The organism is Streptomyces sp. LMG1-1-1.1, from assembly GCF_040815545.1.
Classification (GTDB): Bacteria; Actinomycetota; Actinomycetes; order Streptomycetales; family Streptomycetaceae; genus Streptomyces.
This window is the reverse complement of the sequence record NZ_JBFPNH010000016.1, coordinates 33,676-60,334: the sequence shown is the minus strand read 5'-3', so window position 1 is coordinate 60,334 and position 26,659 is coordinate 33,676. Positions and strand designations below refer to the sequence as shown.

Here is a 26,659-nt window from a genome sequence, read left to right as displayed (position 1 = left end):
CAAAAATTCAGTGGCTCCGAAATTTCAGGGATCCTAGGATTGCCTAGGATGGGGGCATGGCCGAGGGACTCAGAGAACGCAAGAAGCGCGAGACGAAGCAGCGCATCTCGGACATCGCGACGGGGCTCTTCCTGGAGCACGGCTTCGTGAGCGTCACCGTCGCCGACATCGCCGAGGCGGCGGACGTCTCCGTCAACACCGTCTACAACTACTTTCCGGCCAAGGAGGACCTCTTCCTCGACCGGCTGGACGGCGTCACCCAGCGCCTCGCCCGGATGATCCGCGGCCGCGACCGGGGGGAGTCGGCCGCCCAGGCCGTCCTGCGCGCACTCCGCCAGGACATCGGGGCCGTCTCGCCCGCCTACGGACTCATGGACGGCTTCGACGCCTTCATGAACGTCATCGAGCACGCGCCCACCCTCAAGGCCCGCCTCTTCCACCTGCGGGACCAGGTCCAGGACGCCGTCGTGACCACCCTGCGGGACGAGACCGGCGCGGCCCCCGACGACCCGCTGCCGCTGCTCGTCGGGGGCCAGCTCGCCTGGATCGAGAACACCGTCGTCGGCTACATCACCGGCGAGATGACCGCCGGACGCAAGGCGACCACCGTCTCCCGCGAAGCCCTCGTCCTCCTCGACGAGATCGAGGACGTGCTGAGCGACAAGGTCCTGACGTACGCCGTGCGGGAGGCCTGACGCCCCGTAAGGGGTGTCGCGAGTGTGACGTCCGTCAAAGAGGGCGTGACGCGCATTACTTAGCGGTCACATGACGCCCCGCGACCGCTAATCTCCGCCGAAGAGCCAGACGTGAACAGGTGTTGAGGGGTGGAAGATCGTGGCCAGGAAGCTCGCCGTCATCGGGGCCGGACTCATGGGATCCGGCATCGCGCAGGTCTCGGCACAGGCCGGGTGGGACGTCGTCCTGCGTGACGTCACCGACGCCGCGCTGACCCGCGGTACCGACGGCATCAAGGCGTCGTACGACCGGTTCGTCGCCAAGGGCAAGCTGGACGCCGCCGACGCCGAGGCCGCCCTCGGCCGGATCACCGCCACCACCGAGCTCGAAGCCGTCGCCGACGCCGACATCGTCGTCGAGGCCGTCTTCGAGAACCTCGACGTCAAGCACGAGATCTTCCGCTCGCTCGACAAGGTCGCCAAGGACGGCGCCGTCCTCGCCTCCAACACCTCCGCGATCCCGATCACCAAGATCGCCGCGGTGACCGAGCGCCCCGAGGCCGTCGTCGGCACCCACTTCTTCTCGCCCGTCCCGATGATGCAGCTCTGCGAGCTCGTCCGCGGCTACAAGACGAGCGACGCCACCCTCGCCACCGCGCGCGAGTTCGCCGAGTCCGTCGGCAAGACCTGCATCGTCGTCAACCGCGACGTCGCCGGCTTCGTCACCACCCGGCTCATCGCCGCCCTCGTCGTCGAGGCCGCCAAGCTCCACGAGTCGGGCGTCGCCTCCGCCGAGGACATCGACATCGCCTGCAAGCTCGGCTTCGGCCACGCCATGGGCCCGCTCACCACCGCCGACCTCACCGGCATCGACATCCTGGTGAACGCGGCCAACAACATCTACACGGAGTCCCAGGACGAGAAGTTCGCGCCGCCGGAGCTGATGCGCCGGATGGTGGACGCGGGTGACATCGGCCGCAAGAGCGGGCAGGGCTTCTACAAGTACTGAGCGGGACCCGCCACCCCGTCTCACCCCGTGGGGTGAATTTCGGTGTCGGTTCGCTGACAAGGCGCAACGTATCTGCCGGTGCGGCAGTCAGTTGTTGCGAAGACGGAGCACTCTCGGGGAGCGCATATGCACATCAGGGGCGACCATGTCGAGCTGGTCGTCGGGGGCCGCCTCGACGTCCGCAGCGCGGCGGACGCCCGTACGGTCCTGCACTCGGCGGTCGACGACGGAGTCGGCGACCTGGTGCTGGACCTGACCGGCCTCGACTCCTGGGACGCGACCGGGCTCGGCGTCATCATGGGCGCCCACCGGCGGGCCGGCCGCTGCGGCCGGCGGCTCGTCCTGCGCGGTGTGCCGCCCCAGATGCAGCGGCTCCTCGTCGCCACCCGACTGCACCGCATCCTCGCCATCGAGGGCGGCCTCGCCCTGGAGTCCCTGCCCCGGGTGTGATCCCGGGGCCGCCCCCGCTGTGAAGCAGCTGTGTGAACCAGGCGTCACGCTCAATCCTCACAAGACCGTGACGTCTTGGTCTCCGGGGCACCCCGCCTGTTCCCGAGCGCCTGACCACGGTCTAGGGTTCGGTCGCCTGCACATTGACGGACCCATCCGGCGGGCAACCGGACACCGCTTCTTGGGGGCTTGCACCATGGACCCGATCAACCGTGGGTCGGAGGAGTACGGGCACGACACCGAGGGTGACGAGACCCGCCAGGGCCGCGGCGTGCCCGCGCCCGCGCCCGCCCCCGCGCGCGCCCGCGTCGTCCAGCTCGTCTCCGGCGGACTGCTCCTCACCGTCAACCCCGTCGACGGCAGCGAGATCGAACCCTGCCCGCCGGGACGCGAACCCGCGACCCCCCGTCCCCGCACCGCCGAGGAGCGCGCCGAGGCCGCCCGCGCCGCCGCCCCGCCCGTCCCGGCCGGCCCCGCAGCACCCGCACTGCCCCTGCTCGAACGGCGGGAGCAGCGCGAACAGCTCACCGGGATCATCACCCGAGGCCGCTCCGCCCGGCTCACCGGCCCCGCGGGATCCGGCCGCACCGCCCTCCTCGACGCGGTCGCCGCCGACTGCGCGGAGCTCGCCCCCGACGGCGTCGTGCGGCTCTCCGGCCGCCACCGCACCGCCACCGAACTCCTCCACGAGCTCTTCACCGCCGTCCGGTACGCCCCCGACCAGCGGCCCGACCGGGACACCCTCCGCGACCTGGTCCGCGACATCGGCGCCGTCGTCGTCGTGGACGACCTGGAGTTCGGCGGCGCCGCCCTCGACGAGCTCCTCGACGCGGCCCCCGAATGCGCCTTCCTGTTCGCCGCGGGACCCGACGCGCCCGCCCCCACGGCCGACGCCCCCATCGAGGAACTCCACCTCGACGGCCTCGGCCGCGGCGCCGCCCTCAAGCTCCTGGAGAGCGCCACCGGCCGCACCCTCACCGACGACGAGGCCAACTGGGCCGGCGACCTGTGGTTCGAGTCCGAGGGACTGCCCCTGCGCTTCGTCCAGGCCGGCGCCCTCCTGCGGCAGCGCGACCGGCTGCGGGTCACCCCGGCCGAGTTCGACGCCTTCGGCGCCCTCGAAGAGGCCTTCGGGCCCACCGACCCCGAAGCGGCCGCGGCCGTCGCCGCCGCGGCCTTCGACGGCATCGACGACCCCGACGTCGAACTGCGCGACATACCTCTGCCGAGCCTCGGCGAGGGCGCCGCCCCCGCGGCCCTCCTCGCCTCCCGCCTCAGCCGCTCCGCCCAGGCCACCCTGCGGTTCGCCGTCGCCCTCGGCGGCGAGCTCCCGCACCAGGCCCACCTGCCCGCCCTCGTCGGCGACACCCACGCCGACGCCGCCCTCGGCGAACTCGTCGCCTGCGGCCTGCTCTCCCCGGTCGGCCCCCGCTACCGGCTCGCCGCCGGCGTCCTCACCCAGCTCCTCGCCCACGGGTACGAGCACGGGGCCGCCGACCGCGCCCACACCGCCGCCCAGCACTACGCCTGGTGGGCCGCCCACCCCTCGGTCACCCCCGACCGCGCCGCCGCCGAGTCCGACGCGCTGCTCGCCGCCCTCACCGCCCTCGTCTCCGGCACGGCCTCCGGCACCGGCGCGGCTTCCGGCACCGGCGCGGCTTCCGGCACCACCGACGACGCGGAGCGCCGGGCCACCGCCGTCCTCCTCGCCCGCGCCGCCGCGCCCGCCTTCGCCGCCGGGCTGCACTGGGGCGCCTGGGAGCGGGCCCTGCGCGCCGGACAGGAGTCCGCCCGGCTCACCGGGGACGTGGCGGAGGAGGCGTACTTCCACCACGAACTGGGCGTCCTCGCGATCCTCGCCGGCAACCTGGAGCGGGCCCGCGCCGAACTGGAGGCCTCCATCGGCATGCGCGGCGTGCTCGCCGACAAGCGCGGCACCGTCGCCGGCCGCCGGGCCCTCGCCCTCGTCGCCGACCTCGCCGGGGAGCACGGCACCCCGGCCGCGCCCCGCGCCGAGGAGCCCGTATCCCCGCCGCGCGGCACCCCGGCCCTGCGCGGCCCCTCCGCCACCCGCCCCGCGCTCGGCCCGGCGGCCGCCACGGCCCCGCTGCCGGGTGGGCCGGTCCGGGCCACGGCCGCCGCGAAGTCGGCGTTCCCGGCGTTCCCGGCGTTCCCCGACTTCGCCGACGAGGGCCCGACGCTCCTCACGCACGCCGACGCCGCCAAAGACGGCGGCCGCTCCGGCTTCAAGGGCGGCCTCCTCGCCGGCGCCCGCCGCAACCTCGTGGCGGTCGGCGCGGGCGCCCTCCTCGTCGCCGTTCTCGGCACCGTCGTCACCCTCGGCGTCACCTCCGGCGACGACGAGGTGCCCGTCACCAACAGCGTCACCACCGAGACCACGGCGCCCGACGACGGCACCACCGACGGCTCGGGCGACGAGCCGCCGACCGACGGCGAGCCGGGGGAGACGGGCAAGCCCACGGACTCCGGCTCCCCGAGCCCCTCCGGCTCCGGCAGCGCGTCCCCGTCGGACACGGCGAGCCCCGGCTCGTCCGACTCCGCGTCGCCTTCGGACAGCCCGACGGCGACGACCGGGTCGCCGTCGACGGGCACGACCCCGCCGACCGGACGGCCGACGCCGACCCGGCCGTCGACGACGCCCTCCTCGCCCAAGCCGTCGTCGTCGACGACGTCCACGACGCCGTCGACGACGCCCCCCTCCACCGAGACGCCGACGTCCACGCCCTCCACGTCCACGTCGCCCAGCAGCGGGGCCCCCGTCGGCATCGCCTCGTCCGCCCTCGGCGGCGGACCGTCCGCCACGAGCACCCCCGCCTGACCCCGTACCGCGGACGGGAACGACGAACGGCCCCGGGCGCGTCCTCGCGCCCGGGGCCGTCCCCGTCCTCCGTGCCGCGGCGACCTCCGGGCGACGACGGGAGTGTGTCGACAGGCCCTAGGGCCCGTCGTCACACTCCCGTCTGCCCCGCGACGCCATGCACGCGCTCTCGCCGCACCGGGCACAAGCCCGAGTACGCCCAGTACGAGGACTCGTGCCCGGCACGCCGAGAGCACGCACCTGACGCCGCAGGGCAGCCCTTCGGGCGACGACGGGAGTGTGACGACGGGCCCTAGAACAGCCGCAGCTTGTCGTCCTCGATGCCGCGCAGCGCGTCGTAGTCGAGGACCACGCAGCCGATGCCGCGGTCGGTCGCGAGGACCTTGGCCTGCGGCTTGATCTCCTGGGCCGCGAAGACGCCCTTGACCGGCGCGAGGTGCGGATCGCGGTTGAGCAGCTCCAGGTAGCGGGTCAGCTGCTCGACGCCGTCGATCTCGCCGCGGCGCTTGATCTCCACCGCGACCGTCCCGCCGTCCGAGTCCCGGCACAGGATGTCCACGGGGCCGATCGCGGTGGGGTACTCGCGGCGGATCAGGGTGTAGCCCTCGCCGAGGGTCTCGATGCGGTCGGCGAGCAGCTCCTGGAGGTGTGCCTCGACGCCGTCCTTGATCAGGCCGGGGTCGACACCCAGTTCGTGTGAGGAATCGTGGAGGATCTCCTCCATCGTGATGATCAGTTTCTCGCCCGCTTTGTTGATCACGGTCCAGACGCCCGCCTCGCCGTCGACCCCCTCCTTGAGGGTGCACGGCGGGGACATCCAGTTGAGCGGTTTGTACGCCCGGTCGTCCGCGTGGATGGAGACGCTGCCGTCTGCCTTGACCAGGATCAGACGGGGGGCGGAGGGCAGGTGGGCCGTGAGCCGGCCCGCGTAGTCCACGGAGCAACGGGCAATGACGAGACGCATGGTCGGCAACGCTACAAGACAGGCGCTCTTCCGCGCGATTCGGGCATCGTCCGGGGGCGCTGCGAGCGGCCTCCGGGATGCGCCGGAGCACGATCATGAGCCGAACACCCGTCGGTTATCAGCCGGTTGTGTTCCCAATCTCCTGGTGCGCTCAGGACTGCGCGCTTACCGTGGAAGCTGGAGGTCGTCGTCCGTGCACGCTGCGTGTCGGGCGGCCCGGCCTTCGTCCCTGCCCGCAAGACCCCGTCCGCGGGGTCGCGAGAGGAGAACCCATGTCGCTCGACGTCTCACCGGCACTGTTGGAACAGGCCGAGCGAGGCGAGGTCGACGAAGCCGACTTCGTCGACTGCGTCCGGACCTCCCTGCCCTACGCATGGGAGATGATCAGTTCTCTGGTGGCCCAGCTGAAGGTCGACGGCGGAGAGTTCGCCGACAACCAGACGCCGCCGCCGAATGAGCAGGCACGTGGTCAGCTGCTGCGCGCGCTCGCCAGCGACGCCATCCGTGGTGCGCTCCAGCGGCACTTCGGGGTGCGTCTCGCCTTCCAGAACTGCCACCGGGTGGCGGTGTTCCCGCTGGACCCGGCGGTGGACGAGCGGCTCGCCCGCTTCACATCCGTACGGGGGCAGCTTCTCAACCAGTCGCCCGAACTCCGCGACTGCTGAGGCATGGTGCTGCCGCTCCGCATCACGGGAGGTCGCGACCGATGCGCGCCGACGCGCATCGTCGCCAGGAGATGCCGGAGCGGCGGCACGGTCCCGGCCGTGCCGGGGGTCACACCAGGAGCGGCAGGACCTCCGCGCCGAGCCGGCGCACGTTCTCCTCGGTCGCCGCGAGGTCGCCCGAGCCCTCGGCGAGCAGGGCGAAGCGCGTGATGCCCGTACGCTCCGAGGTCGCCGCGAGCCGGTCCGCCGCGAGCCGCGGCGTGCCCACCGGGTGCATCCCGCACAGCAGCTCCGTGTACGCCGCGGGGTCCCGCATCGCCCGGTGCCGGCCGTCGACCGTGACGTGGGCGTCGAGCCCCTGCCTCAGCCAGCCCGGCATCGCCTTCACCAGTGCCTCGGCCGCGTCGGGACCGCGGTCCGCGAGCTGCGCCACCCCCGCGGAGACGTGGCAGGCGCCGATGCGCGCGATCTCGTCCGGGTCCCGCCCGGCCTCCCGCGCGCAGCGGGCCCAGGCCGCGACCATCTCGGCCTTGTCCTCGTCGCCGCAGTGCATCCCGAGCAGCATCGGCAGGCCCCGCTCGGCGGCGAGCCGCACGCTCTTCGGCGAGGTGCAGGCCACCACCACCTCCGGGCGGGCGGGGCCGTCGATCAGCTCGTCCGGCCGTGGCACCACCGGCACGTCACGGAAAGTGAAACGTTCCCCCTGGGCGCCCACGCTGGGCTCGGTGAGCCAGCGCAGCAGCAGGTCGAGCGATTCGGGGAAGCCCCGCTCGTACGCTTCGAGGCCCGAGCCGAACACCTCCAGGTCGACCCAGGGACCGCCCCGGCCCACCCCGAGGGTGAACCGGCCGCCCGAGGTCAGGTGCAGCAGGGCCGCCTGCTCGCCGAGGGCGACCGGGTGGACGCTCGGCAGCACGCTCACCGCCGTACCGACCCGCAGTCTGCGGGTGCGGCCCAGGAGCAGCGCGGCCAGTGTCACGGCCGACGGGCACACCCCGTACGGCACGAAATGGTGCTCGGCCAGCCAGACGGAGTCGAGCCCCGCCTCCTCGGCGACCTCGGCGGTGCGCACCGCACGGTGCAGCGCCTCCCCTTGCCCCTGGCCCGGGAACTGGGCGGCCAGAACGAACGTACCCACGCGCATCGCCTTCTGCCTCCTTGCGGCCGACGCGTATCTCCCCCCGCACTGGCAACAACGTCCTGCACGTGCCAAAGGCAACGGCCGTTCATGAAGTTCTTGCGATTTTCCGCTAAGCCGTCCCGGGAGGGGCCCGGGGCACCGCGTCGCGGCCCGTAGGCTGGAGGGAACGGTCCGTGTTCCCAGACCCCGTGAGGTGCCCGTGTCCCCGCGTCACAACCGTTCCCGAGGCGGCGGGAAGCCCGAGTCGCAGGGCGATCACGGCGGCCGGTACGGCGGCGCGCAGCGCACCGAGACCTGGCAGGGCGAGGAGTGGTACGTCCGCCTCGTCGCCGGCGCCAGCTCCCCCGGCAAGCGCTACCGCTGCCCGGGTTGCGACCAGGAGATCCCGTCCGGCGCCCCGCACGTGGTCGCCTGGCCGGAGTACGGCGGAGTGGACGACCGCCGCCACTGGCACAAGGCCTGCTGGAACGCGAAGGACCGCCGCACCAGCAAGGTGCAGCGGTCCCGTAACGCGCCGAAGTACTAGCCGGAGTACCGGGGGGCTACACGTCCCGGTTGTTCAGCAGGGCGAAGGCGCCGCCGAGGGCGACGGCCGTCACGCCCGCCATGATGAACAGCGGCTCCCAGCCCGCCGGGCCCTCGTTCCCGAAGGGCGGCTGGTCGGCGTACAGCGCGATCATCTGCGCGGGGATGGCGTACGTGAAGAGCCACTCCTGCACCGGCTTGAGCGCCGCGGAGAACATGAACAGCGCCACCACCAGCGGCAGCAGCAGCAGACCGATCATCACCGTGATCGCGCCGGCCGAGTGCCGGATCAGCGTCCCCAGCGCCAGCGACAGCAGGCCGAGCAGGGCCAGGTAGGCGCCCGCTCCGACCGTGGCGCGCAGGAACTCGCCCGCCGACGGCTCCGCGGCCGTGTCCACGATGGCGACCTGTGCCGCCGCGACCAGCGTCGCGACCACCGTGGTGACCGTGAAGACCAGCAGGAAGAAGACGACCGCCTTCGCGGTCAGCACCCGGGCCCGGCTCGGGCAGGCCGTCAGGGTCGTACGGATCATGCCCGTGCCGTACTCGGAGGCGATGGTGAGCACCCCGAGCGTGATCACGCAGATCGCCGCGGGCAGCATCCCGAAGAAGCCGAACCCGAGCGCGGACTCCTCGCCCATCGGCGCGTCCGAGGCCGCGGCGATGGCCGCCACCCCCAGGCCGAGGGCCAGCATCAGAAGGATCATGACGCCGAGCGTCCACATCGTCGACCGGACCGAGCGGATCTTCGTCCACTCGGAGGCCAGCGCGTCACCGAGGTGCGCCCGCCGGACCGGGATGGGGGAGACGTACGTGTACGGCGCCGGAGCGGGCGGCTGGGCGGGGGCGGTCATCGGGCGTCCTTGGTGGTGTCGCTCGGCTGCGGGGTGGTCGGCTGGGGGACGGGCGACGGCGCGGCGGCCGGCGGCGCGTACGGACCCGGCGCGGGCGCCTGCGGCGCCCCGGCGTACGGGTTCTGTCCGGGCGGCGGCGGGGCGTACCAGCCCTGCTGCGGCACGTCCTGGACCATCGGCTGCGGCGGCATCCCGTACCCCTGCTGCCCGGGGTGCGGGGCCGGCTGGAGGTGCGCGAGGCGGTCGTCGGTCGAGCGGTAGTCCACGGCGCCCTGCGTCAGCCGCATGTACGCCTCCTCCAGCGACGCCTGGTGCGGGGACAGCTCCCAGACCCGCACGTCCGCGCCGTGCGCCAGGTCGCTGATCCTCGGCAGCGGAAGGCCCGTCACCCGCAGCGCGCCGTCCGGCTCGGACAGCACCTGGCCACCGGCCTCCGTGAGGACCCCCGTCAGCTTCTCCCGCTGCGCCGGCTCGGTCTGCGGGGTCCGCACCCGGGCGAAGTCGGCGGAGTTCGCCGAGATGAAGTCCGTGACGCTCATGTCCGCGAGCAGCTGCCCGCGGCCGATCACGATCAGGTGGTCCGCCGTCAGCGCCATCTCGCTCATGAGGTGGCTGGAGACGAAGACGGTCCGGCCCTCGGAGGCCAGCTTCTTCATCAGGTTGCGGACCCAGAGGATGCCCTCCGGGTCCAGGCCGTTGACCGGCTCGTCGAAGAGCAGCACCTGCGGGTCGCCGAGGAGCGCCGCCGCGATGCCCAGACGCTGGCCCATGCCGAGCGAGAAGCCGTTGGAACGGCGCTTGGCCACGTCCTGCAGGCCGACGACGCCGAGCACCTCGTCGACGCGCTGCGCCGGGATGCCGGCGAGCTGCGCGAGCGACAGGAGGTGGCTGCGCGCGCTCCGGCCGCCGTGCACGGCCTTGGCGTCGAGCAGCGCGCCGACCTGCCGGGGCGCGTTCGGCAGCTGCCGGAACGGGTGGCCGCCGATCGTCACGTGCCCGGAGGTGGGCTGGTCGAGACCGAGGATCATGCGCATCGTCGTCGACTTGCCCGACCCGTTGGGCCCCAGGAACCCGGTGACCACACCGGGCCTCACCTGGAAGGAAAGGTTGTACACGGCCGTCTTGGCGCCGTAGCGCTTCGTCAGGCCGACTGCCTCGATCATTCTCCAGCCCCATCGACAGGTCGGTCGCATCCATGTCGGGGCGTGGCGGCCTGCGGCCGGAGCCCCCCGTATGAGCTAGGAGCTTATCCAGCCATTGACGGTTCCGGCGAAGCGGAAGGGAACCTCCGGGAGATTCCCTGGCCGTCCCCTACGGGATCAGGCGTCCCGCTTCTTCAGCACCAGGTAGCCGCCGAGCAGCGAGGCCACCACCCAGAGCACCATGATCCCGAGCCCGCCCCAGGGCCCGTACGGTGCCTCCTCCGAGTTCATCGCGTCGGGGATGACCCGCATGATCTTCGAGCCCGCCTGGTCCGGGAAGTACTGGGCGACCTCCTTGGCCTTCGGCACCGCCGAGAGGATGTTGGAGACCAGGAGGAGGAAGGGCATCAGGATGCCGAGCGACAGCATCGACGAGCGCAGCATCGCCGCCACGCCCATGGAGAACACGGCGATCAGGCCCATGTAGAGCCCGGCACCGACCACCGCCCGCAGCACGTTGTCGTCACTGATCGAGGCACGGTGATCGCCGAGCAGCGCCTGCCCCAGGAAGAAGGTGACGAAGCTCGTCGCGAGCCCCACCAGGAGGGCGAGCCCGCCCGCGACCGCGATCTTCGAGAAGAGGAAGGTCGCCCGCTGCGGCACGGCCGCCAGCGAGGTGCGGATCATGCCCGACGAGTACTCGGTCCCCACCACCAGGACGCCGAAGACCACCATCGCCAGCTGGCCGAGGACCATCCCGGAGAAGCTGACCAGGGTCGGGTCGAAGGTGATCCGCTCCGCCTCGTTCAGATCGTCGAAGGTGGAGCGCACCAGGGCGCTCAGCCCCGCGCCCATCGCCATCGTGACGAGAAAGGCGCTCGCCAGTGTCCAGACGGTCGACGACACCGTCCGGATCTTGGTCCACTCGGACTGGAGGACCGCGGATGCCGCTGCCATCGTTCAGGCTCCCTCGGAGGTCGAGTCATAGGAGTCGGGGGAGTCGGGGGCCGACTCGGGGTTCGTGCCCCACCGGGGGCCGGGCGCCGGTGCGCCGTGTACGTCGCCGTGCGCGTGGTACTCGACCGCACCCGCCGTCATCTGCATGAAGGCCTCTTCGAGGGAGGCGCGCTGGGCGCTCAGCTCGTGCAGGGTCAGACCGTTCTCGGCGGCCAGCTCGCCCAGCTTCTCGGTCGTCGCCCCGTCCACTTCGAGGGTGCCGTTGCCGGCCTCGACCACGATGAATCCGCTGTCGTGGAGCACGTCCCGCAGGCGTTCCTGCTGCGGAGAACGCAGGCGCACGAAACTCCTGGAATTCTGCTGGATGAAATCCGCCATCGAGGTGTCGGCCAGCAGCTTTCCCTGGCCGATCACGATCAGATGATCGGCCGTCAGCGCCATTTCACTCATCAGATGACTGGAAACGAAGATCGTCCGGCCTTCGGCGGCCAACGCCTTCATCAGATTGCGGATCCAGTGAATTCCCTCGGGGTCCAGACCATTGACGGGTTCGTCGAACATCAGGATCTCGGGATCGCCGAGCAGCGCCGAGGCGATGCCGAGCCGCTGGCCCATGCCGAGGGAGAAACCCTTCGACTTCTTTGTCGCGACCGGCGTCAGACCCACCAGGTCGAGCACCTCGTCCACCCGCGCCGCCGGGATCCGGTTGGACTGCGCCAGGCACAGCAGGTTGTTGTACGCGGAACGGCCGCCGTGCATCGCCTTGGCGTCGAGCAGCGCCCCGATGTACTTCAGCGGCTCGGCCAGGTCCCGGTAGTGCTTGCCGTCGATCCGGACCGTCCCGCTCGTCGGGTTGTCCAGGTCGAGCATCATCCGCATCGTCGTCGACTTACCCGCCCCGTTGGGCCCCAGGAACCCGGTGACCATGCCCGGCCGCACCTGGAAGGAGAGATGGTCGACCGCTGTCTTCGTCCCGTAGCGCTTGGTCAGGCCCTCAAGCTCGATCATGCGTCCCAACCTACGGGCGCGCAAAACCCCCCGCCACCGGAATGACAGGGGGTTTCGGAAGGTGCTGCCGACTCGTTACCGGGACTGCTGGGCCGGGACGCCGGCCGCACGCTCGTCGTCGATCGGGGAGCCGGCCGCGGCCACCGCCGCACCGGTCAGCGTCGCCAGCATCTCGCGGACGTTGGTCAGCTGCGCGTTGATCGAGTCGCGGCGGTTCGTCAGCGCCGCGAGCTCGCGCTCCGACTCCGAACGGATCCGGTCGGCCTTGGCGTTCGCGTCGGCCACGATGTCCTCGGCCTGGCGCTGCGCGGTCTCCACCGTCTGACGGGCCCGGCGCTCCGCGTCCGTACGCAGCTTCTCGGCCTCCAGGCGGAGCTGCTCGGCGCGGTGCTCGATCTCCGCGAGACGCTTCTCGGCCTTCGCCTGACGGGAGGCCAGGTCCCGCTCCGACTGCTCGCGGCGCTTCGCCAGGTTGGTCTCGAAGTCCGCGGCGGCCTGGGCGGCCTTGGCGCGGGTCTCCTCGAAGAGGGCGTCCGCCTCCTCACGCTTCGACTGCGCGTCCTTCTGCGCCTCGGCGCGCAGCGAGTTGGCCTCGCCCTGCGCCTTCTCGACGATCCGGACGCCCTCGTCCTCGGCCTTCGACTTCCGGTCGGCCGCGAACGACTCGGCGTCGTTGCGCACCTGCTGGGCGGAGGACTCGGCCAGCTCGCGGTGCTGCTCGGCGGCGCGACGGGCCTCCTCACGCAGGTCCTTCGCCTCCTCCTCGGCGAGCCGGAGGATCTTCTCGACCCGGGCGCCGAGGCCCGCGTACGACGGCTCCGCGTCGGTGACCTGCGCCTGGGCGTTCTGCGTCTCGAGGTGGAGCTCCTCGATGCGCTTCTCCAGCGAGGTGATACGGGACAGGGCGCTGTCGCGGTCGGACACGAGCTTGGTAATGCGGTCGTCCACCTGACCGCGGTCGTAACCGCGCCGCACGAGCTCGAAGCCGAAGGGGGAGGATGTGTCGCTCATGGGTTTCCTGTCGAATGAGACCGGTGAGGTGTTAGAGGGAATCCTAGGGGCCGAAGCGGCGTGTCATCGAGCGTATGCCCGTTTGATCTGGAGAATGTCCAGCCTTTTGAGTGGCTAGCCGTCCTGGGACTTGCCACTCGAACGAGTGGTGCCCGCCGAAGCGCCCGCCTTGGCACCCACCGCCCCGGACGACTTCGTCCCCACTGACGGGGTCTCGAAAGACTCCAACGCCTCCAGTACGTCCTGGACACGGGAGATCTCGGCATTGATGTCCTTGCGACGGCGCACCAGAACCTCCAGCTCGCGCTGACCCTCCGCGATCGTCTTCTCGGCCTCGGCCGCGGCCTCCGCCCGGATCCGCTCGGCCTCCGCCTTGATGCCCTCGGCCTCCGCGACGAGCGAGGCCTTCTTCTGCTCGGCCTCCTTGAGCAGCGCCTCGGCCTTGCGGACCGCGGCGATCCGGACCTTGCTCGCCTCCGAACTCGCTTCGGAGACCAGCTCCTTGGCCTTCTCGTCCGCCTCGGCGCGCTGCTCCGTCGCGGCCGTCACCAGCTTGTCGACGCGCTCGCCCGCCGTCCGCATCTGCTCGGCCGTCTCGCGCCGCGCCCGCTCGTGCAGTTCCTCGATCTCGCCCTCGACGCGGCTCCGCAGCTCCTCGGCCCGGTCCCTTATGGCCGTGGCGTCGCCGCGGGCCCCGACGAGCAGCTCGTCCGCGTCCGTACGGGCCTTCTCCACCAGGGAGTTGCCCTCGACGGTCGCCTCGGCGACGATCCGCTCGGCCTCCTTGCGGGCCGCGCCGACCATCGTGTCCGCCTGCGACTCGGCCTCCGTGGTGGCGCGCAGCGCCTCCTCCTGGGCCTTCGCGATGAGCTGGTCGGCCTGCTCGGCCGCGTCCGAACGCTTCCGGGCGCCGGCCTCCCGCGCCTCGTCGAGCGTCCGGTCCGCCTCCTCGCGGGCCTCCGACCGCATCTGCTCGGCCGCGGCCTCGGCGTCCGCCCTGACCTGCTCCGACTCGGTACGGATCCGCTCGGCGTCCTGCTGCGCGGCGGACGTCGTCGCGAGCGCTGCGGCCTCCGCCTCGGCCTTGGCCCGCTCGCCCTCGGCGACGGTCCGGGCGGCCTGCTCGGCGGCCTCCGCCGCGACCCGCTCGGCCTCGGCCCGCGCGTCCGCGGTGACCGCGTCGGAGAACTCGCCGGCCTCGCGGGTGAGCCGCTCGGCCTCGCTCGTCGCCTCGGCGATGAGGGCGTCGGCCTGTTCGGCGGCGTCGGCGCGGCGCTTGTCGGCGGCCTTGCGGGCGTCGTCGAGGACCTTCTCGCCGTCGGCCAGCGCGGCGTTCCGCAGGGCCTGGGCGTGTGCCTCGCCGTCGATCTTGACCTGTTCGGCCTCGGCGCGCAGGCGCTGGGCGTCCTGTTCGGTCGTCTCCATGAGCTCGACGGCTTCGGTGGTGAGCCGCTCGGCTTCGGTGGTGGCTTCGGCGATGAGGGCGTCGGCCTGTTCGGCGGCGTCGGCGCGGCGCTTGTCGGCGGCCTTGCGGGCGTCGTCGAGGACCTTCTCGGCGTCGGCGATCGCCGCGTCGCGCAGTGCTTCGGCGTGTGCCTCGCCGTCGGCCCTGACCTGTTCGGCCTCGGCGCGCAGGCGCTGGGCGTCCTGTTCGGTCGTCTCCATGAGCTCGACGGCTTCGGTGGTGAGCCGCTCGGCTTCGGTGGTGGCTTCGGCGATGAGGGCGTCGGCCTGTTCGGCGGCGTCGGCGCGGCGCTTGTCGGCGGCCTTGCGGGCGTCGTCGAGGACCTTCTCGGCGTCGGCGATCGCCGCGTCGCGCAGTGCTTCGGCGTGTGCCTCGCCGTCGGCCCTGACCTGCTCGGCCTCGGCGCGCAGGCGCTGGGACTCCCGCTCGGCCTCCGAGCGGAGCTCGGCCGCCTCGGCGGCGATCCGCTCCGCCTCCGCACGCGCCTCGCCGACCGTGGTCTCGGCGCGCTCGGCGGCCTCCGAACGGATCCGGTTCGCGTCGTCCCGGGCGTCGGCCCGGGTGCGGGCCGCGTCCTGCTCGGCCGAGGCGAGCGAGTCCGTCACCTCGGTGCGCACCCGCTGCGCGTACTCGGCGGTGTCCGTCCGCAGCTTCTCGGCCTCGGCGATGGCGTCCGTGACGGTCCGCTCGGCCAGCGCCTTCGCGGCGTCCGTCTCCTCCTGGGCGCGCGTCCGCGTGCGGGCCGCGTCCTCGGACGCCCGCTCCCGCTCCTCGTACGCGTCGGCGCGGACCCGGTCCGCCTCCTCCTGCGCCTCGGTACGGGTCCGCTCGGCCGCGTGCTCGGCGGCGCTGCGCAGCCCGGCGACCTCCTCGTCGGCCTGCTCGCGGAGGCCGGCGACCGAGTCCCGCACCTCCTGGGCGGTCTGCTCGGCCGCGGTGACCATCTCGGTCGCCCGCGCGTCCGCCTCCTCGACCAGGCGCTGCGCCTCGACCTGCGCGTCCTCGACGCGCTTGCGGGCGGCGGCGAGGAGCTCCTCGGACTGCTCGCGCGCGAGCTCGCGCTCCCGGCCGGCCTCGGAACGGGCCGACGCGAGGGTCTCCTCGGCCTCCCGGCGGCGCCGGTTGGCCTCGTCCTGCGCGGCGGCCAGCGCCTCGGCGGCCTCCGCGGCCACCCGCTCGGCGGCGGCCGCGGCCTCGGCCCGCACCCGGTCGGCGGTCTCCTGAGCCTCGGACTTCAGGCGCTCGGCCTCGGCGGCGGCCTCGGTGCGCAGCCGTACGGCCGCGCTCTCGGCCTCGGTACGGGCGGTCGACGCGTCCGACGCGGCCTCGGCGCGCAGCCGCTCGGCCTCCTGCTCGGCCTGCTCCTGGAGCGTACGGATGCGCTCCGCGGCCTCGGTGCGCAGCCGCTCCGTCTCGTCGGCGGCCTCGCGCCGCATCAGCTCGCTCTCGGCGCGGGCGTCGGTCAGCTCCTCGCCCGCGGCCGTCACCTTGGCCTCGGCCTCGGCGTGCAGCCGGGTCAGCTCCTCGGCGGCCTCCGCGCGGCGGGCCTCCGCGGCCCGCTCGGCGTCGGCGCGCAGCCCGGCGGCGGCCTGCTCGGCCGCGGCCTTCACGGACTCGGCCTGCTCGTCGGCCTCGGCGCGCAGCCGCTCGGCCTCGGCGCGGGTCCGCTCCAGGGTCTCCTCGGCCTGGGTCCGGAGCGTCTGGGCGCGCTCCATCGCCTCGGACTTGACCCGCTCGCCCTCGGCGCCGGCCTTGGTCCGCTGCTCCTCGGCGTCGGTGCGGGCCCTGGTGAGGAGCTCCTCGGCGGTCTTCGCCGCCTCCTCGATCTGCTGGAGGGCCTCGCGCCGGGCCTCGCCGCGGATCCGCTCGCCCTCGTCGACGGCCTCGGCGCGCAGCTGCTCGGCCTCGCCGCGCAGCCGACGGGCCTCCTCCTGGAGCTCGACCGTCTTGGCCCGGTACTCCTTGGTGTCGTCCTTCGCCGAACCGAGCAGTTCGTCGGCCTGCTCGCCGGCCTCGGCGCGCAGCCGGTCCGCCTCGGTCTCGGCCTCGCGGCGGACCCGCTCGGCCTCCTCGGAGGCCTTGCGGGTGGTCTCCCGGGCGTCCTCGGACGCCTTGGTGAGGATCTCCTCGGCGTTGCGCGCGGCCTTGGCGAGCGCGGCGGCGGAGTCCTCGGCGGCGGCCGACACGGCCTTCTCGGAGGCCTCGGAGAGGAGCTTCTCGGCGTGGGCGGTCGCCTCGCGGAGCTTCTCCTCGGCCTCCGCCTTCAGCGCCTCGGCGTCCTTGGTGGCCTCGCCGACGAGCCGGGCGATCTCCGTCTTGGCCGTCCGGGTCCGCTGCTCGTTGACCGACTCGGCGGAGGCGAGCTGGCGGGCGGCGGCCTCCTTGGCCTCGGCCAGGGCCTTCTCGGCCTCGGCGCGGGCCAGCCGGAGCTTCTCCTCGGCCTCCTGCATGCGCTGTTCGGCGGCGCGCGAGAGTTCGGTCGCCTGGCGGCGGGCCTGGTCGGTCTCGGCGGTGGTGGTCGAGCGGAGCTGCTCGGCGTGGCTGGTGGCCTCCTGCGCCTGGCTGGAGGCGGCGGTCAGGAGTCGTTCGGCGTCCTTGCGGGCGCGCAGCAGGATCGCCTCGGCCTCGGCGCGGGCGGCCTCCGCCTCGGTGCCGACCCGGCGGCTGGTCTCCTCGGCGAGCCGGGTGGCCTCGGCGCGGGCGGCGGCGAGCGCCTGCTCGGCCTCCGCGCGGGACTCCTCCATCAGGCGGCGGGCCTGGGACTCCGTACGGGCGCGGAGCTGCTCGGCCCAGGCGACGTTCTCGTTGACGTGCGCCTCGACGGTCTGCCGGCGCTCGCTGAGTTCCTGGTCGAGCTGCTGGCGGCGCTGGACCGCCTCGTTGTGGAGCTCGGCCTGGAGCCGGGCCTGGTGCTCGGCGTGCTCCTGGAGGATGCGCTGGGTCTGGGCGCGGGCCTCGCGCAGTTCCCGTTCGGCGTCCTGGCGGAGCTGCTCGGCCTGCGCCTGCGCGTTCCGCAGCAGCTGCTCGGCCTGGTAGCCGATGTCGGCGCTGTCGTAGGCGGGCCGGGACGCGATGGTGCGGCGCGCCTCGTGGAGCTTGGCGCGCAAGACCTCGACCTGGTAACCGAGGTCCTCGGCGTGCTGGACGGCCTTCTCGCGCTCGGTCTTCAGCCGGTCCATCTCGGCTTCGAACCTCGCGAGATGGTCGTCCTCGGCTCGGTGGCTCTCCTGGCGTTCGTAGCCCCGCACAGCGCGGTCCATCCGTCCCCTGGTCGCAACACTCCAACGAGCACCGCCCTCACGGACGAGGACGGACCCCCGGGGAATCGTGGCAGATCGGACGACCCCGACATCCCGACTTCGGTGCCACGCGGGGCAGCCCCGACCGGCCCCGGCCCGGAGTCGCCCACTCTACCGGGCCAGGAATCCGGGGGTCAGTGCTCCGCTGAGGAGTGGTCAGCGGACGGCTTGGCCGAGGTGACCAGTTCCGTGAGCACGCCGTGGCAGTCCTTGGGGTGGAGGAAGGTGATCCGGGAGCCCATGGAGCCGTTCCGCGGCTCGTCGTAGAGGACCCGGACGCCCTTCCCGCGGATGGCGTCGGCGTCACCGTCGACGTCCGCCGTGCCGAAGGCGATGTGGTGCACGCCCTCGCCGTTCTTGGCGAGCCACTTGCCCACCGCGGAGTCCTCCCGGGTCGGCTCCAGGAGCTGGAGGTACGAGGCCCCGCCGTCGGAGGTGTCGTTGATCTTGAGCATGGCCTCGCGGACGCCCTGCTCCTCGTTGACCTCGGAGTGGAAGACCTCGAAACCGTACGTGGCACGGTAGAACTCGACAGTCTTGTCCAGGTCGAAACAGGCGATCCCGATGTGGTCGATTCGCGTCAGCATGCCTCCAGTGCACCGCCGGGACGGTGGTTACGCAACGTGCGCGCGATCACACCATCCGGCCGGTGACCGGGCGCCGCGCCTCTCAGTACATTGGCGGTAAACCCTCGTTCACTCCTCATCCCAAGGGGCCGTGCCTCATGTCTGGAACGACCGGTACCACCTCAGTGATCGTCGCGGGCGCCCGCACGCCCATGGGTCGCCTCCTCGGCTCGCTCAAGTCCTTCTCGGGCGCCGACCTCGGCGGCTTCGCCATCAAGGCCGCCCTGGACCGGGCCGGCATCGGCGGCGACCAGGTGCAGTACGTGATCATGGGCCAGGTGCTCCAGGCGGGCGCCGGCCAGATCCCCGCCCGCCAGGCCGCCGTCAAGGCCGGCATCCCGATGAACGTCCCCGCCCTCACCATCAACAAGGTGTGTCTGTCGGGTCTGGACGCCATCGCGCTGGCCGACCAGCTCATCCGCGCCGGCGAGTTCGACGTCGTCGTCGCCGGCGGCCAGGAGTCGATGACCAACGCCCCGCACCTGCTGCCGAAGTCCCGCGAGGGCTTCAAGTACGGCGCGATCGAGATGCTCGACGCGATGGCGTACGACGGCCTCACCGACGCCTTCGAGGGCATCGCCATGGGCGAGTCCACGGAGAAGCACAACACCCGCCTCGGCATCCAGCGCCCCGAGCAGGACGAGATCGCCGCCCTCTCGCACCAGCGCGCGGCCGCCGCCCAGAAGAACGGCATCTTCGAGGCCGAGATCACCCCGGTCGAGATCCCGCAGCGCAAGGGCGAGCCGGTGATCTTCTCGAAGGACGAGGGCATCCGCGCCGAGACCACCGCCGAGTCCCTCGGCAAGCTCCGCCCGGCCTTCGCCAAGGACGGCACCATCACCGCCGGCACCTCCTCGCAGATCTCCGACGGCGCCGCCGCGGTCGTCGTGATGAGCAAGGCCAAGGCCGAGGAGCTCGGCCTGGAGTGGATCGCCGAGATCGGCGCCCACGGCAACGTCGCGGGCCCGGACAACTCGCTCCAGTCGCAGCCGTCCAACGCGATCCTGCACGCCCTCAAGAAGGACGGCCTGACCGTCGAGGACCTCGACCTGATCGAGATCAACGAGGCCTTCGCCGCGGTGGCCGTCCAGTCAATGAAGGACCTCGGCGTTACCCCCGAGAAGGTGAACGTCAACGGCGGCGCCATCGCGCTCGGCCACCCGATCGGCATGTCCGGCGCCCGTGTCGTGCTGCACCTCGCGCTGGAGCTCAAGCGGCGCGGCGGCGGCATCGGCGCGGCCGCCCTCTGCGGCGGCGGCGGCCAGGGCGACGCGCTGATCGTCCGCGTCTCCGGCAAGTAAGTCACTCCAGGCAAGGAGCTCTGCACATGGTGGACGTCCCCGCTCTGGTCACCCAGGCACGGGAGGGCAGGCCGCGGGCCGTGGCCCGGCTGATCTCGCTCGTGGAGGGGGCGTCCCCGCAGCTGCGCGAGGTGATGGCGGCGCTCGCGCCGCTCACCGGCGGCGCCTACGTGGTGGGCCTGACGGGCTCGCCCGGCGTCGGCAAGTCCACGTCGACGTCGGCGCTGGTCACCGCGTACCGGCGGGCGGGCAAGCGGGTCGCGGTGCTGGCCGTCGACCCGTCCTCGCCGTTCAGCGGGGGAGCGCTCCTCGGCGACCGGGTCCGGATGTCGGAGCACGCGTCCGACCCGGGCGTCTACATCCGCTCCATGGCCACCCGCGGTCACCTCGGCGGTCTCGCCTGGTCGGCCCCGCAGGCCATCCGCGTCCTGGACGCGGCCGGCTTCGACGTGATCCTGGTGGAGACCGTCGGCGTCGGGCAGTCGGAGGTGGAGATCGCCTCCCAGGCCGACACCTCGGTCGTCCTCCTCGCGCCGGGCATGGGCGACGGGATCCAGGCCGCGAAGGCGGGCATCCTGGAGATCGGCGACCTGTACGTGGTGAACAAGGCCGACCGGGACGGGGCCGACGCCACCGCCCGGGAGCTCAACCACATGCTGGGCCTCGGCGAGGCGCGGGGTGCGGGCGACTGGCGGCCGCCGATCGTCAAGACGGTCGCGGCGCGCGGCGAGGGCATCGACGAGGTCGTGGAGGCCCTGGAGAAGCACCGCGCCTGGATGGAGGAGCACGGGGTCCTGGCGGAGCGCCGCCGGGCCCGCGCCGCGGGCGAGGTCGAGGCCATCGCGGTCACGGCCCTGCGCGAGCGCATCGGCGACCTGCACGGCGACCGCCGTCTCGACGCGCTCGCCGAGCGGATCGTGGCCGGCGCCCTCGACCCGTACGCGGCCTCCGACGAGCTGATCGCGAGCCTGACCGGAAACTGACCCCGGTACACGCGGGAAGGGCCTCTCCGGTCGTCCGGAGAGGCCCTTCCCGTTCTCTGTCAGGTCACGGCTTGCCGCGGCGGCCGCGGAGCTGCTCCGCGACCGGCTTCAGGGACTCGTGGAGGTCGCCGAGGGCCTCTCCGCTGAGCTGGTCGATGAAGTGCCTGCGCACCGACTCCACGTGGTGCGGGGCGACCTTGCGCATGGTCTCCATGCCGTCGTCGGTCAGGACGGCGTAGAGCCCGCGCCGGTCGGACTCGCAGTTCTCGCGGCGGACGAGTCCGGCGTTCTCCATCCGGGTGATCTGGTGCGAGAGCCGGCTCTTGGACTGGAGGGTGGCAGCCGCGAGGTCGCTCATGCGCAGCCTCCGCTCCGCCGACTCCGAGAGGTTCACCAGGATCTCGTAGTCGTTCATCGTCAGGCCGAACGGCTGGAGGTCCCTCTCCAGCTGGTACGTCAGCATTCTCTGGACGTCCAGGAAGGTGCGCCAGGCGCACTGCTCGCCGTCGGTGAGCCAGGGGGTTGCTGCGGTCTCGGTCTCCATATATGGATTCTACCTAAGAAGTTGAATACTTGACGAAGTCTGGGAGCGCGCGTTCGAGGACGTCACACTCCGCAGACTACCGCTCACAGACCGAAGCGACGCTGGAGGTCACCGAGCTGGCCGGGAAGGCGCGGTACCGAGCCGGGCATCGCCTGGCCGGAACCGTGCGCCGACGGCCCGCCGGGCACACCCGCCTGCGCGGGAGGCCCGCCGATCGCCCGCTCCGCCATGAGGAGCTCCGTCGACTGCAGCAGCACCGTGCCCGCGCCCACGAACTCGAACTGGTGCTCCTCGCCCGAGGTGCCGCCGATGCCCGTCAGGGCCCGTACGCCGCCCATCACGCCGGTCATGTAGCCGTGGTCGTAATGATGGCAGGGGGAGGGGCAGTCGGCCCAGCCGACGAGGGCCTGCGGGTCGACCCGCATCGGGGGCTCCATGAAGACCACCGGACCGTTCGACGCGGCCACGAACTTGCCGGTGCCGATCAGGGTCACGAAGCCCGGCACGATCGACTGCTTGAGCGCGAGCGTGGGCTGGTACGCGAGGAGGTTGCCCGAGCGGATCGTCAGGTTGCCCTGGTCGAGGTCGTACGAGTTCACGTCGAAGGCCCGGTCCGCGAGGAGCATCTTGCCGCTGCCCTCGGCCACCACCCAGTCGCTCGCGTGCAGCGGCGAGTGGAACGACGTCCGGACCAGCCGGTCGAGCCGGCCGTGGCCGATGCCGTTGAACTCGATCCGCCCGTAGTAGGCGATCATCTTCCCCTTCTGCAGGAACCACTGGGAGCCCTTGAGCTCCACGCAGAAGGTGTACGGGTTGACGTTGTCGTCCGACGGCAGGGAGTGCGGGTCGTGGATGACAGGGGTGCTCACAGCTTCTCCTCCGAGGCCTGGACGTACACCGCGCCGCTGCCGCTCAGCTCCAGCTGGAAGGCCTCGCCCGAGCCGCGCCCCACCATGTCGCGCCAGCCGAGCGCGGTGGAGAGCTTGTTGCGCACGTCGCCGTGGTGGGCCACGTACGCCTGCGGGTCGACGTGGACCGGGCGGCCCGGGGCGATCGGCAGCTGGACGACCCCGCCGTGGGCCATCACGGCCACCGAGCCGTGGCCCTTGAGCGTCGTGGTGAAGAGGCCCTGGCCGGTCACCTGGCCGCGGACCATGCCCATGACCCCGCCCTGCGAGCCCATGAACATCGTGCCCTGCTCCAGGGTGCCGTCGAAGGCGAGCAGGCGGTCGGCCTCGACGTACAGGGTGTCGCCGGTGAGCGCGATCACCTGGATGTGGTGGCCGCCGTGGCCGAACATCACGGTGCCGCTGCCCTCGACGGTCATCAGCGGGGTCGCCTCGCCGGCCACCCGGCGGCCGATCATCGACATCAGGCCGCCCTGGCCGCCCGCCATGTTCGGCGTGAATGTGACGTCGCCCCGGTACGCGAGCATCGCGCCGCGCTGGCTGAACATCCGCTGCCCGGGGATGACGGTCGCCTCGACCATCTTCGAGTTGATCTCGCGGAACGGCATCAGACGTCGCCCCCGATCGTGTTCCGCTCGCTCGGCTGGACGTACACGAGGCCGTCCCCCTCGAAGCGGATCTGGAACGCCTCGCCGCCGCCCTCACCCATGAGGGTGCGGAAGGTCACACCCGACTGGAAGTGCTGCTGGAGGTTGCCCTGGTGGGCGATGTACGCGCCGGGGTCGACCTGGAGCGGGTACTGCGGGGTCACCCGCAGCACCACCGCCGGGCCGTCGGACATGATCGCCGCCTGCCCGGTGCCCTCGACGGTGGTGGTGAAGAGGCCGTTGCCGGTCGCACCGCCGCGCAGCCCCGTGAAGGTGGTGCCGGTGCGCAGCCCCGCGTCGGTGCAGAGCAGGTTGCTGGCCTCCACCCAGAGCTTGTCGCCGTGCAGGGACACGAGGTTGATCTCGGAGGCCCGGTCGGCGAACCAGCAGGTCCCCTGGCCGCGTACCTCCATCACCTCCATCTGCTCACCGGTGAGCCGGCGGGTCACCATGCCGCGCAGGCCCTCACCGCCACCGCTCATCTTCTTGAACGCCATCTGGCCGTCGTAGGCGACCATCGAGCCGTTCTTCGCCTTGACGGAGTCGCCTGTCATGGAGACGGCGAGCACTTTGCTGCCTTGGAGTCGGAACGTTGCCACCCGAGGAAGGTACTGGGCCCCCGGCTAAAGAGACAGCAAAGTCGGCGTGCACAATGGACGGGCCCTTGTGCATCCGTTCACAAGACCGAACGAAGGTGACCCCCTCCGTGGACATCAAGACCGCTTCCTCCCTCCACCGGCTCCGGCTCGTCTCCGCGCCGGAGGCCGTCTCGTTCCTGCTCCTGCTGGTCTGCTCGGTGCTCAAGCGGACGACGGACTTCAACGCGGTACCGGTCATGGGCGCGGTCCACGGCGTGCTGTTCGTCCTGTACGTCCTCTTCTGGCTGGACGCCTGGAACCGGACCAAGTGGAGCTTCGGGACCGCCGCCCTCTACTTCGCCCTCTCGGTGCTGCCCCTGGGCGGCTTCTACGCCGAGCGGAAGCTCAAGCGCGAGGCCGAGGACGCGGTCATCGCGTCCCGCGCGCGGGCCGAGGCGGCCGAGGGTGCGGTGAAGGCGTGATCGTCGCGTTCTCGGTGACCCCGCTGGGCGTGGGGGAAGAGGTCGGCGAGTACGTCGCCGAAGCCGTCAGGGTCGTCCGGGAGTCCGGGCTGCCGAACCGCACGGACGCGATGTTCACCTCCGTGGAGGGCGACTGGGACGAGGTCATGGACGTCGTGAAGCGCGCCGTCGCCGCCGTGGAGGCGCGGGCGCCGCGCGTCTCGCTGGTCCTGAAGGCCGACATCCGTCCGGGCGTGACGGACGGTCTGACCGCGAAGGTCGAGACGGTGGAGCGGCACCTCGGCGCCTGACGCCGACGCGTGAACACGGCAGCCCCCGGTCCTGGTCCAGGGCCGGGGGCTGCTTCGTACCCGAGGGTTGAGCGACTGCTCAAAATGGGCTACCTTCTGCGGCGGGGCAGTTTTGAGCGGTCGCTCAAAATGCCGATGAGCTGGGAGAACGGTGATGGGTCTCTACATCGAGACACGTGTGCGCACGGACCTGGACACGCTCTGGGAACGCACGCAGGAACCGGAGCGCCACCAGCGGTGGGACCTCCGCTTCACGGAGATCTCCTACCTGCCGCGCGCCGAGGACGAACCCCAGCGCTTCCGGTACGCGACCCGCGTGCTGCCCTTCCTGGCCGTCGCCGGCACCGGTGTCTCCGCGGGGGAGCGCCACCGGGCCGGCGGCGACCGGGTCTCCGCCCTCCGCTTCGCCTCGCCGCACCCGCTGTCCCTCCTCGCCGAGGGCAGCGGCTACTGGAGGTACGTGCCCACCGGCGACGGCGTCCGCTTCCTCACCGGCTACGACTACCGGCCGCGCTGGGGCCTTCCCGGCCGCGTCGCCGACCGGCTCCTCTTCCGGCCCCTCATGGGCTGGGCCACGGCCTGGTCCTTCGACCGGCTCCGCCTCTGGTGCGAGCGGGGGATCACCCCGGAGCGCGCGCGGAACCGCTGGCTGCTCGAACTCCTCGCCCGGGTGCTGGCCGTGGCCGTGCCGTGGGCCGCCTGCTCGCTGCCGCTGGGGTTCGTCCCGCTCGCCGCCGTGCCGCTCACCATCCTCGGACTGGCCGTCGCCGTCCTCGCACCGCCCTCGTCGCGGGCCCCCGCGGCCCGGCGCTGTCTGCGCACCCCGCCCGCCCGCACCCGCGAGCCCCGACTCCTCGCCGTCCTGGAGCAGCCGTGACCGCCACCCCCGCACCCTCGATCTTCCGCACCGCCATGGGGGACGCCGAGTTCGAGCGACTGCACCCGGAGATCCAGCGCCGCTTCTCGGTGGGCCTGGCGAGCGGGGAGCTGTGCGTGGGACGGGGCGTCATGGACCGCATCTGGCACGGCCGGGCGTTCGTGAAGCCGTTCCTCGCGGTCGGCGGGCTGCGCAACATCCTGCTGCCCAGCACCGGCCGTGACGTCCCCTTCCGGATCGAGAACGTGCCGTACGCCGACTCGTACGGACGGGAGACCGTCACCTTCGTCCGCACCTTCGCCCTGCCCGGCGGGCCCCGGCGCTTCGACGCCACGATGGTCCTCGGCCCCGGAGGCGACCGCGTCCTCGACTACCTCGGCACGCACCAGCACCTCGCCAGCGATCTGCACCCCTCCGCCCAGCCCGACGGCTCACTCCTCATCACCTCCGGCGAACACCGCTTCCGCGAGGGCCCGCTGGACGTGCGCGTGCCGGAACTGGTCGGCGCCCGGGCCGAGGTGCGCGAGTCCTTCGACGAACGCGCCGGCCGCTTCCGCATCGACGTCCGGGTGGTCAACCGGTACTTCGGACCGCTCTTCGGCTACCAGGGGTCGTTCACCGCCGAGTACGCCGACGTACCCTCCCGTGGGGTGCGCGCGGGGCTGCGCCCGGTGCGCGAGGAGGTGCGGGCATGAGCGGGGACGTCGCCGGCGGGGACGTGAAGAGCCGCAAGGCGGCGGCACAGGACGCCCGGAGCCGGGAGACCCGGGAGAAGCTGCTCGAAGGAGCCCTGCGCACGCTCGTCGAGCAGGGCATCGCGAAGGCGTCCGCCCGCGCCATCGCGACCACCGCCGGGGTCAACCAGGCCCTGGTGTTCTACCACTTCGGCTCCGTCGACGAGCTGCTCGCCGCGGCCTGCCGGCACGGCGCCGAGCAGCGCGTCGCCCGCCACCGCGAGCGCCTCCGCTCCGTCGGCAGCCTCACCGAACTGCTCGCCTTCGGGCGCGAGATGCACGAGGAGGAGCGGGAGGCCGGGCACGTCGCCTTCCTCGGACAACTGCTCGCCGGGGCGCAGGCCCACCCCCGGCTCGTGCCCGCCACCGCCGCCGGGCTCGACCTGTGGATCGCCGAGATCGAAAAGGTGCTCGTCCGGGTCCTCGCGGAGACGCCGCTCGCCGAGTTCACCGACCCCGCCGGGCTCGCCCGCGCGGTCGGCGCCTCCTTCGTCGGCCTCGGGCTCTACGAGGGCGTCGACCCCGCCGGCGCCGAGTCGGCCTTCGCGGCCCTGGAGCAGCTCGGCGCCCTGATGGCGGCCGTCGAGGAGCTCAACCCGGTCGCCAGGAAGGCCGTCGCCTACACGCTGCGTCGACAGAGCGCTCGCGGCCGGTAAAAACCCTCACTCGGACTACTCCAGTCGACA

The 26,659-nt window shown here is 72.4% G+C and carries 26 protein-coding genes; 13 read left to right on the top strand and 13 right to left on the bottom strand.

The annotated features are described in order from the left end of the window. The first annotated feature begins 56 nt into the window (after positions 1-56). The 4 genes from MRBLMG1_RS07540 to MRBLMG1_RS07525 all read left to right on the top strand — a co-directional run bounded on the left by MRBLMG1_RS07540 (position 57) and on the right by MRBLMG1_RS07525 (position 4,972). The gene (locus tag MRBLMG1_RS07540; protein WP_367821995.1) at positions 57-695 is read left to right on the top strand and encodes a TetR/AcrR family transcriptional regulator; all 639 of its coding nucleotides are present in this window, start codon (positions 57-59) and stop codon (positions 693-695) included. Between the two features lie 139 nt (positions 696-834). Then, positions 835-1,683, top strand: coding sequence for a 3-hydroxyacyl-CoA dehydrogenase family protein (locus MRBLMG1_RS07535; protein ID WP_366307683.1), 849 nt, complete (start codon positions 835-837; stop codon positions 1,681-1,683). Between the two features lie 126 nt (positions 1,684-1,809). After that, the gene (locus tag MRBLMG1_RS07530; RefSeq protein WP_030210572.1) at positions 1,810-2,133 is read left to right on the top strand and encodes an STAS domain-containing protein; all 324 of its coding nucleotides are present in this window, start codon (positions 1,810-1,812) and stop codon (positions 2,131-2,133) included. Between the two features lie 196 nt (positions 2,134-2,329). After that, positions 2,330-4,972 (top strand): ATP-binding protein, encoded by a 2,643-nt coding sequence (locus tag MRBLMG1_RS07525; protein WP_367821992.1) that lies wholly within the window; start codon positions 2,330-2,332, stop codon positions 4,970-4,972. 292 nt (positions 4,973-5,264) lie between these two features. On the opposite strand, the gene nucS is transcribed toward MRBLMG1_RS07525, so the two are convergent. After that, a complete protein-coding gene (nucS, locus tag MRBLMG1_RS07520) occupies positions 5,265-5,936 on the bottom strand; it encodes an endonuclease NucS (protein WP_367821990.1) in 672 nt (223 codons plus the stop codon). Between the two features lie 272 nt (positions 5,937-6,208). On the opposite strand from nucS, the gene MRBLMG1_RS07515 reads away from it, so the two are divergent. Next, on the top strand, positions 6,209-6,601 hold the full coding sequence (locus MRBLMG1_RS07515) for an SCO5389 family protein (RefSeq protein ID WP_017236120.1): 393 nt from the start codon (positions 6,209-6,211) through the stop codon (positions 6,599-6,601). A 109-nt stretch (positions 6,602-6,710) separates the two neighbouring features. On the opposite strand, the gene MRBLMG1_RS07510 is transcribed toward MRBLMG1_RS07515, so the two are convergent. Further along, on the bottom strand, positions 6,711-7,745 hold the full coding sequence (locus MRBLMG1_RS07510; RefSeq protein ID WP_367821988.1) for an LLM class flavin-dependent oxidoreductase: 1,035 nt from the start codon (positions 7,743-7,745) through the stop codon (positions 6,711-6,713). A gap of 196 nt (positions 7,746-7,941) precedes the next feature. Between MRBLMG1_RS07510 and MRBLMG1_RS07505 the strand changes: the two genes are divergently transcribed. Next, positions 7,942-8,268 (top strand): ATP/GTP-binding protein, encoded by a 327-nt coding sequence (locus MRBLMG1_RS07505; RefSeq protein WP_367821986.1) that lies wholly within the window; start codon positions 7,942-7,944, stop codon positions 8,266-8,268. A gap of 16 nt (positions 8,269-8,284) precedes the next feature. Here the strand turns inward: MRBLMG1_RS07505 and MRBLMG1_RS07500 are convergent, their stop codons facing one another. From MRBLMG1_RS07500 to mce, 7 genes are all read right to left on the bottom strand, one after another. Beyond that, positions 8,285-9,121: an ABC transporter permease subunit gene (locus MRBLMG1_RS07500; RefSeq protein WP_367821984.1), complete on the bottom strand. Its 837-nt coding sequence runs from the start codon at positions 9,119-9,121 to the stop codon at positions 8,285-8,287. Further along, positions 9,118-10,284 (bottom strand): ABC transporter ATP-binding protein, encoded by a 1,167-nt coding sequence (locus tag MRBLMG1_RS07495; RefSeq protein WP_367821982.1) that lies wholly within the window; start codon positions 10,282-10,284, stop codon positions 9,118-9,120. Before MRBLMG1_RS07495 ends, MRBLMG1_RS07500 begins: the two co-directional genes overlap by 4 nt. 156 nt (positions 10,285-10,440) lie before the next feature. Then, complete coding sequence (locus tag MRBLMG1_RS07490) at positions 10,441-11,220, bottom strand: ABC transporter permease (RefSeq protein WP_367821980.1); 780 nt, start codon at positions 11,218-11,220, stop codon at positions 10,441-10,443. A gap of 3 nt (positions 11,221-11,223) precedes the next feature. Then, positions 11,224-12,228, bottom strand: coding sequence for an ABC transporter ATP-binding protein (locus tag MRBLMG1_RS07485; RefSeq protein ID WP_367821978.1), 1,005 nt, complete (start codon positions 12,226-12,228; stop codon positions 11,224-11,226). Positions 12,229-12,303: 75 nt separating this feature from the next. Then, complete coding sequence (locus MRBLMG1_RS07480) at positions 12,304-13,239, bottom strand: cellulose-binding protein (protein WP_367821976.1); 936 nt, start codon at positions 13,237-13,239, stop codon at positions 12,304-12,306. A gap of 114 nt (positions 13,240-13,353) precedes the next feature. After that, positions 13,354-17,952, bottom strand: coding sequence for a polarized growth protein Scy (gene scy / locus MRBLMG1_RS07475; RefSeq protein WP_414721510.1), 4,599 nt, complete (start codon positions 17,950-17,952; stop codon positions 13,354-13,356). Between the two features lie 185 nt (positions 17,953-18,137). Continuing rightward, positions 18,138-18,590 (bottom strand): methylmalonyl-CoA epimerase, encoded by a 453-nt coding sequence (gene mce / locus MRBLMG1_RS07470; RefSeq protein ID WP_367821972.1) that lies wholly within the window; start codon positions 18,588-18,590, stop codon positions 18,138-18,140. Between the two features lie 137 nt (positions 18,591-18,727). Between mce and MRBLMG1_RS07465 the strand changes: the two genes are divergently transcribed. Both MRBLMG1_RS07465 and meaB read left to right on the top strand, forming a co-directional pair. Further along, positions 18,728-19,930, top strand: a complete 1,203-nt coding sequence (locus MRBLMG1_RS07465; protein WP_367821970.1) for an acetyl-CoA C-acetyltransferase — start codon at positions 18,728-18,730, stop codon at positions 19,928-19,930. A gap of 26 nt (positions 19,931-19,956) precedes the next feature. Next, positions 19,957-20,913, top strand: coding sequence for a methylmalonyl Co-A mutase-associated GTPase MeaB (gene meaB, locus MRBLMG1_RS07460; protein ID WP_367821968.1), 957 nt, complete (start codon positions 19,957-19,959; stop codon positions 20,911-20,913). A gap of 64 nt (positions 20,914-20,977) precedes the next feature. On the opposite strand, the gene MRBLMG1_RS07455 is transcribed toward meaB, so the two are convergent. The 4 genes from MRBLMG1_RS07455 to MRBLMG1_RS07440 form a co-directional block, all read right to left on the bottom strand. Beyond that, positions 20,978-21,457: a MarR family winged helix-turn-helix transcriptional regulator gene (locus tag MRBLMG1_RS07455; protein WP_367821967.1), complete on the bottom strand. Its 480-nt coding sequence runs from the start codon at positions 21,455-21,457 to the stop codon at positions 20,978-20,980. Between the two features lie 83 nt (positions 21,458-21,540). Further along, positions 21,541-22,326, bottom strand: coding sequence for an AIM24 family protein (locus tag MRBLMG1_RS07450; RefSeq protein WP_367821965.1), 786 nt, complete (start codon positions 22,324-22,326; stop codon positions 21,541-21,543). Beyond that, positions 22,323-22,973 carry an AIM24 family protein gene (locus MRBLMG1_RS07445; protein WP_367821963.1) on the bottom strand — a complete coding sequence of 217 codons (651 nt, stop codon included), beginning with the start codon at positions 22,971-22,973 and terminating at the stop codon, positions 22,323-22,325. The genes MRBLMG1_RS07450 and MRBLMG1_RS07445 overlap by 4 nt, the downstream gene beginning before the upstream one ends. Continuing rightward, a complete protein-coding gene (locus MRBLMG1_RS07440; protein WP_362561796.1) occupies positions 22,973-23,611 on the bottom strand; it encodes an AIM24 family protein in 639 nt (212 codons plus the stop codon). The genes MRBLMG1_RS07445 and MRBLMG1_RS07440 overlap by 1 nt, the downstream gene beginning before the upstream one ends. A 107-nt stretch (positions 23,612-23,718) precedes the next feature. On the opposite strand from MRBLMG1_RS07440, the gene MRBLMG1_RS07435 reads away from it, so the two are divergent. From MRBLMG1_RS07435 to MRBLMG1_RS07415, 5 genes are all read left to right on the top strand, one after another. Further along, positions 23,719-24,072: a DUF3817 domain-containing protein gene (locus MRBLMG1_RS07435; RefSeq protein WP_367821961.1), complete on the top strand. Its 354-nt coding sequence runs from the start codon at positions 23,719-23,721 to the stop codon at positions 24,070-24,072. Further along, entirely contained in the window at positions 24,069-24,362 is a 294-nt protein-coding gene (locus tag MRBLMG1_RS07430) for an MTH1187 family thiamine-binding protein (RefSeq protein WP_367821959.1), read from the top strand. Before MRBLMG1_RS07435 ends, MRBLMG1_RS07430 begins: the two co-directional genes overlap by 4 nt. Before the next feature lie 154 nt (positions 24,363-24,516). Beyond that, positions 24,517-25,239, top strand: a complete 723-nt coding sequence (locus tag MRBLMG1_RS07425; RefSeq protein ID WP_367821957.1) for a hypothetical protein — start codon at positions 24,517-24,519, stop codon at positions 25,237-25,239. Between the two features lie 35 nt (positions 25,240-25,274). After that, positions 25,275-25,934 (top strand): DUF4166 domain-containing protein, encoded by a 660-nt coding sequence (locus MRBLMG1_RS07420; RefSeq protein WP_367822166.1) that lies wholly within the window; start codon positions 25,275-25,277, stop codon positions 25,932-25,934. Then, positions 25,931-26,629: a TetR/AcrR family transcriptional regulator gene (locus tag MRBLMG1_RS07415; RefSeq protein WP_367821955.1), complete on the top strand. Its 699-nt coding sequence runs from the start codon at positions 25,931-25,933 to the stop codon at positions 26,627-26,629. The genes MRBLMG1_RS07420 and MRBLMG1_RS07415 overlap by 4 nt, the downstream gene beginning before the upstream one ends. Positions 26,630-26,659: the final 30 nt, after the last annotated feature.

What these genes read in the sequence shown, in the direction of transcription:
- MRBLMG1_RS07540 (WP_367821995.1), top strand. Translation starts at nt 57, where the DNA reads ATGGCCGAGGGACTCAGAGAACGCAAGAAGCGCGAGACGAAGCAGCGC.
- MRBLMG1_RS07530 (WP_030210572.1), top strand. Translation starts at nt 1,810, where the DNA reads ATGCACATCAGGGGCGACCATGTCGAGCTGGTCGTCGGGGGCCGCCTC.
- MRBLMG1_RS07525 (WP_367821992.1), top strand. Translation starts at nt 2,330, where the DNA reads ATGGACCCGATCAACCGTGGGTCGGAGGAGTACGGGCACGACACCGAG.
- nucS (WP_367821990.1), bottom strand. Translation starts at nt 5,936, where the DNA reads ATGCGTCTCGTCATTGCCCGTTGCTCCGTGGACTACGCGGGCCGGCTC.
- MRBLMG1_RS07515 (WP_017236120.1), top strand. Translation starts at nt 6,209, where the DNA reads ATGTCGCTCGACGTCTCACCGGCACTGTTGGAACAGGCCGAGCGAGGC.
- MRBLMG1_RS07510 (WP_367821988.1), bottom strand. Translation starts at nt 7,745, where the DNA reads ATGCGCGTGGGTACGTTCGTTCTGGCCGCCCAGTTCCCGGGCCAGGGG.
- MRBLMG1_RS07500 (WP_367821984.1), bottom strand. Translation starts at nt 9,121, where the DNA reads ATGACCGCCCCCGCCCAGCCGCCCGCTCCGGCGCCGTACACGTACGTC.
- MRBLMG1_RS07495 (WP_367821982.1), bottom strand. Translation starts at nt 10,284, where the DNA reads ATGATCGAGGCAGTCGGCCTGACGAAGCGCTACGGCGCCAAGACGGCC.
- MRBLMG1_RS07490 (WP_367821980.1), bottom strand. Translation starts at nt 11,220, where the DNA reads ATGGCAGCGGCATCCGCGGTCCTCCAGTCCGAGTGGACCAAGATCCGG.
- MRBLMG1_RS07485 (WP_367821978.1), bottom strand. Translation starts at nt 12,228, where the DNA reads ATGATCGAGCTTGAGGGCCTGACCAAGCGCTACGGGACGAAGACAGCG.
- MRBLMG1_RS07480 (WP_367821976.1), bottom strand. Translation starts at nt 13,239, where the DNA reads ATGAGCGACACATCCTCCCCCTTCGGCTTCGAGCTCGTGCGGCGCGGT.
- mce (WP_367821972.1), bottom strand. Translation starts at nt 18,590, where the DNA reads ATGCTGACGCGAATCGACCACATCGGGATCGCCTGTTTCGACCTGGAC.
- MRBLMG1_RS07465 (WP_367821970.1), top strand. Translation starts at nt 18,728, where the DNA reads ATGTCTGGAACGACCGGTACCACCTCAGTGATCGTCGCGGGCGCCCGC.
- meaB (WP_367821968.1), top strand. Translation starts at nt 19,957, where the DNA reads ATGGTGGACGTCCCCGCTCTGGTCACCCAGGCACGGGAGGGCAGGCCG.
- MRBLMG1_RS07455 (WP_367821967.1), bottom strand. Translation starts at nt 21,457, where the DNA reads ATGGAGACCGAGACCGCAGCAACCCCCTGGCTCACCGACGGCGAGCAG.
- MRBLMG1_RS07445 (WP_367821963.1), bottom strand. Translation starts at nt 22,973, where the DNA reads ATGCCGTTCCGCGAGATCAACTCGAAGATGGTCGAGGCGACCGTCATC.
- MRBLMG1_RS07425 (WP_367821957.1), top strand. Translation starts at nt 24,517, where the DNA reads ATGGGTCTCTACATCGAGACACGTGTGCGCACGGACCTGGACACGCTC.
- MRBLMG1_RS07420 (WP_367822166.1), top strand. Translation starts at nt 25,275, where the DNA reads ATGGGGGACGCCGAGTTCGAGCGACTGCACCCGGAGATCCAGCGCCGC.
- MRBLMG1_RS07415 (WP_367821955.1), top strand. Translation starts at nt 25,931, where the DNA reads ATGAGCGGGGACGTCGCCGGCGGGGACGTGAAGAGCCGCAAGGCGGCG.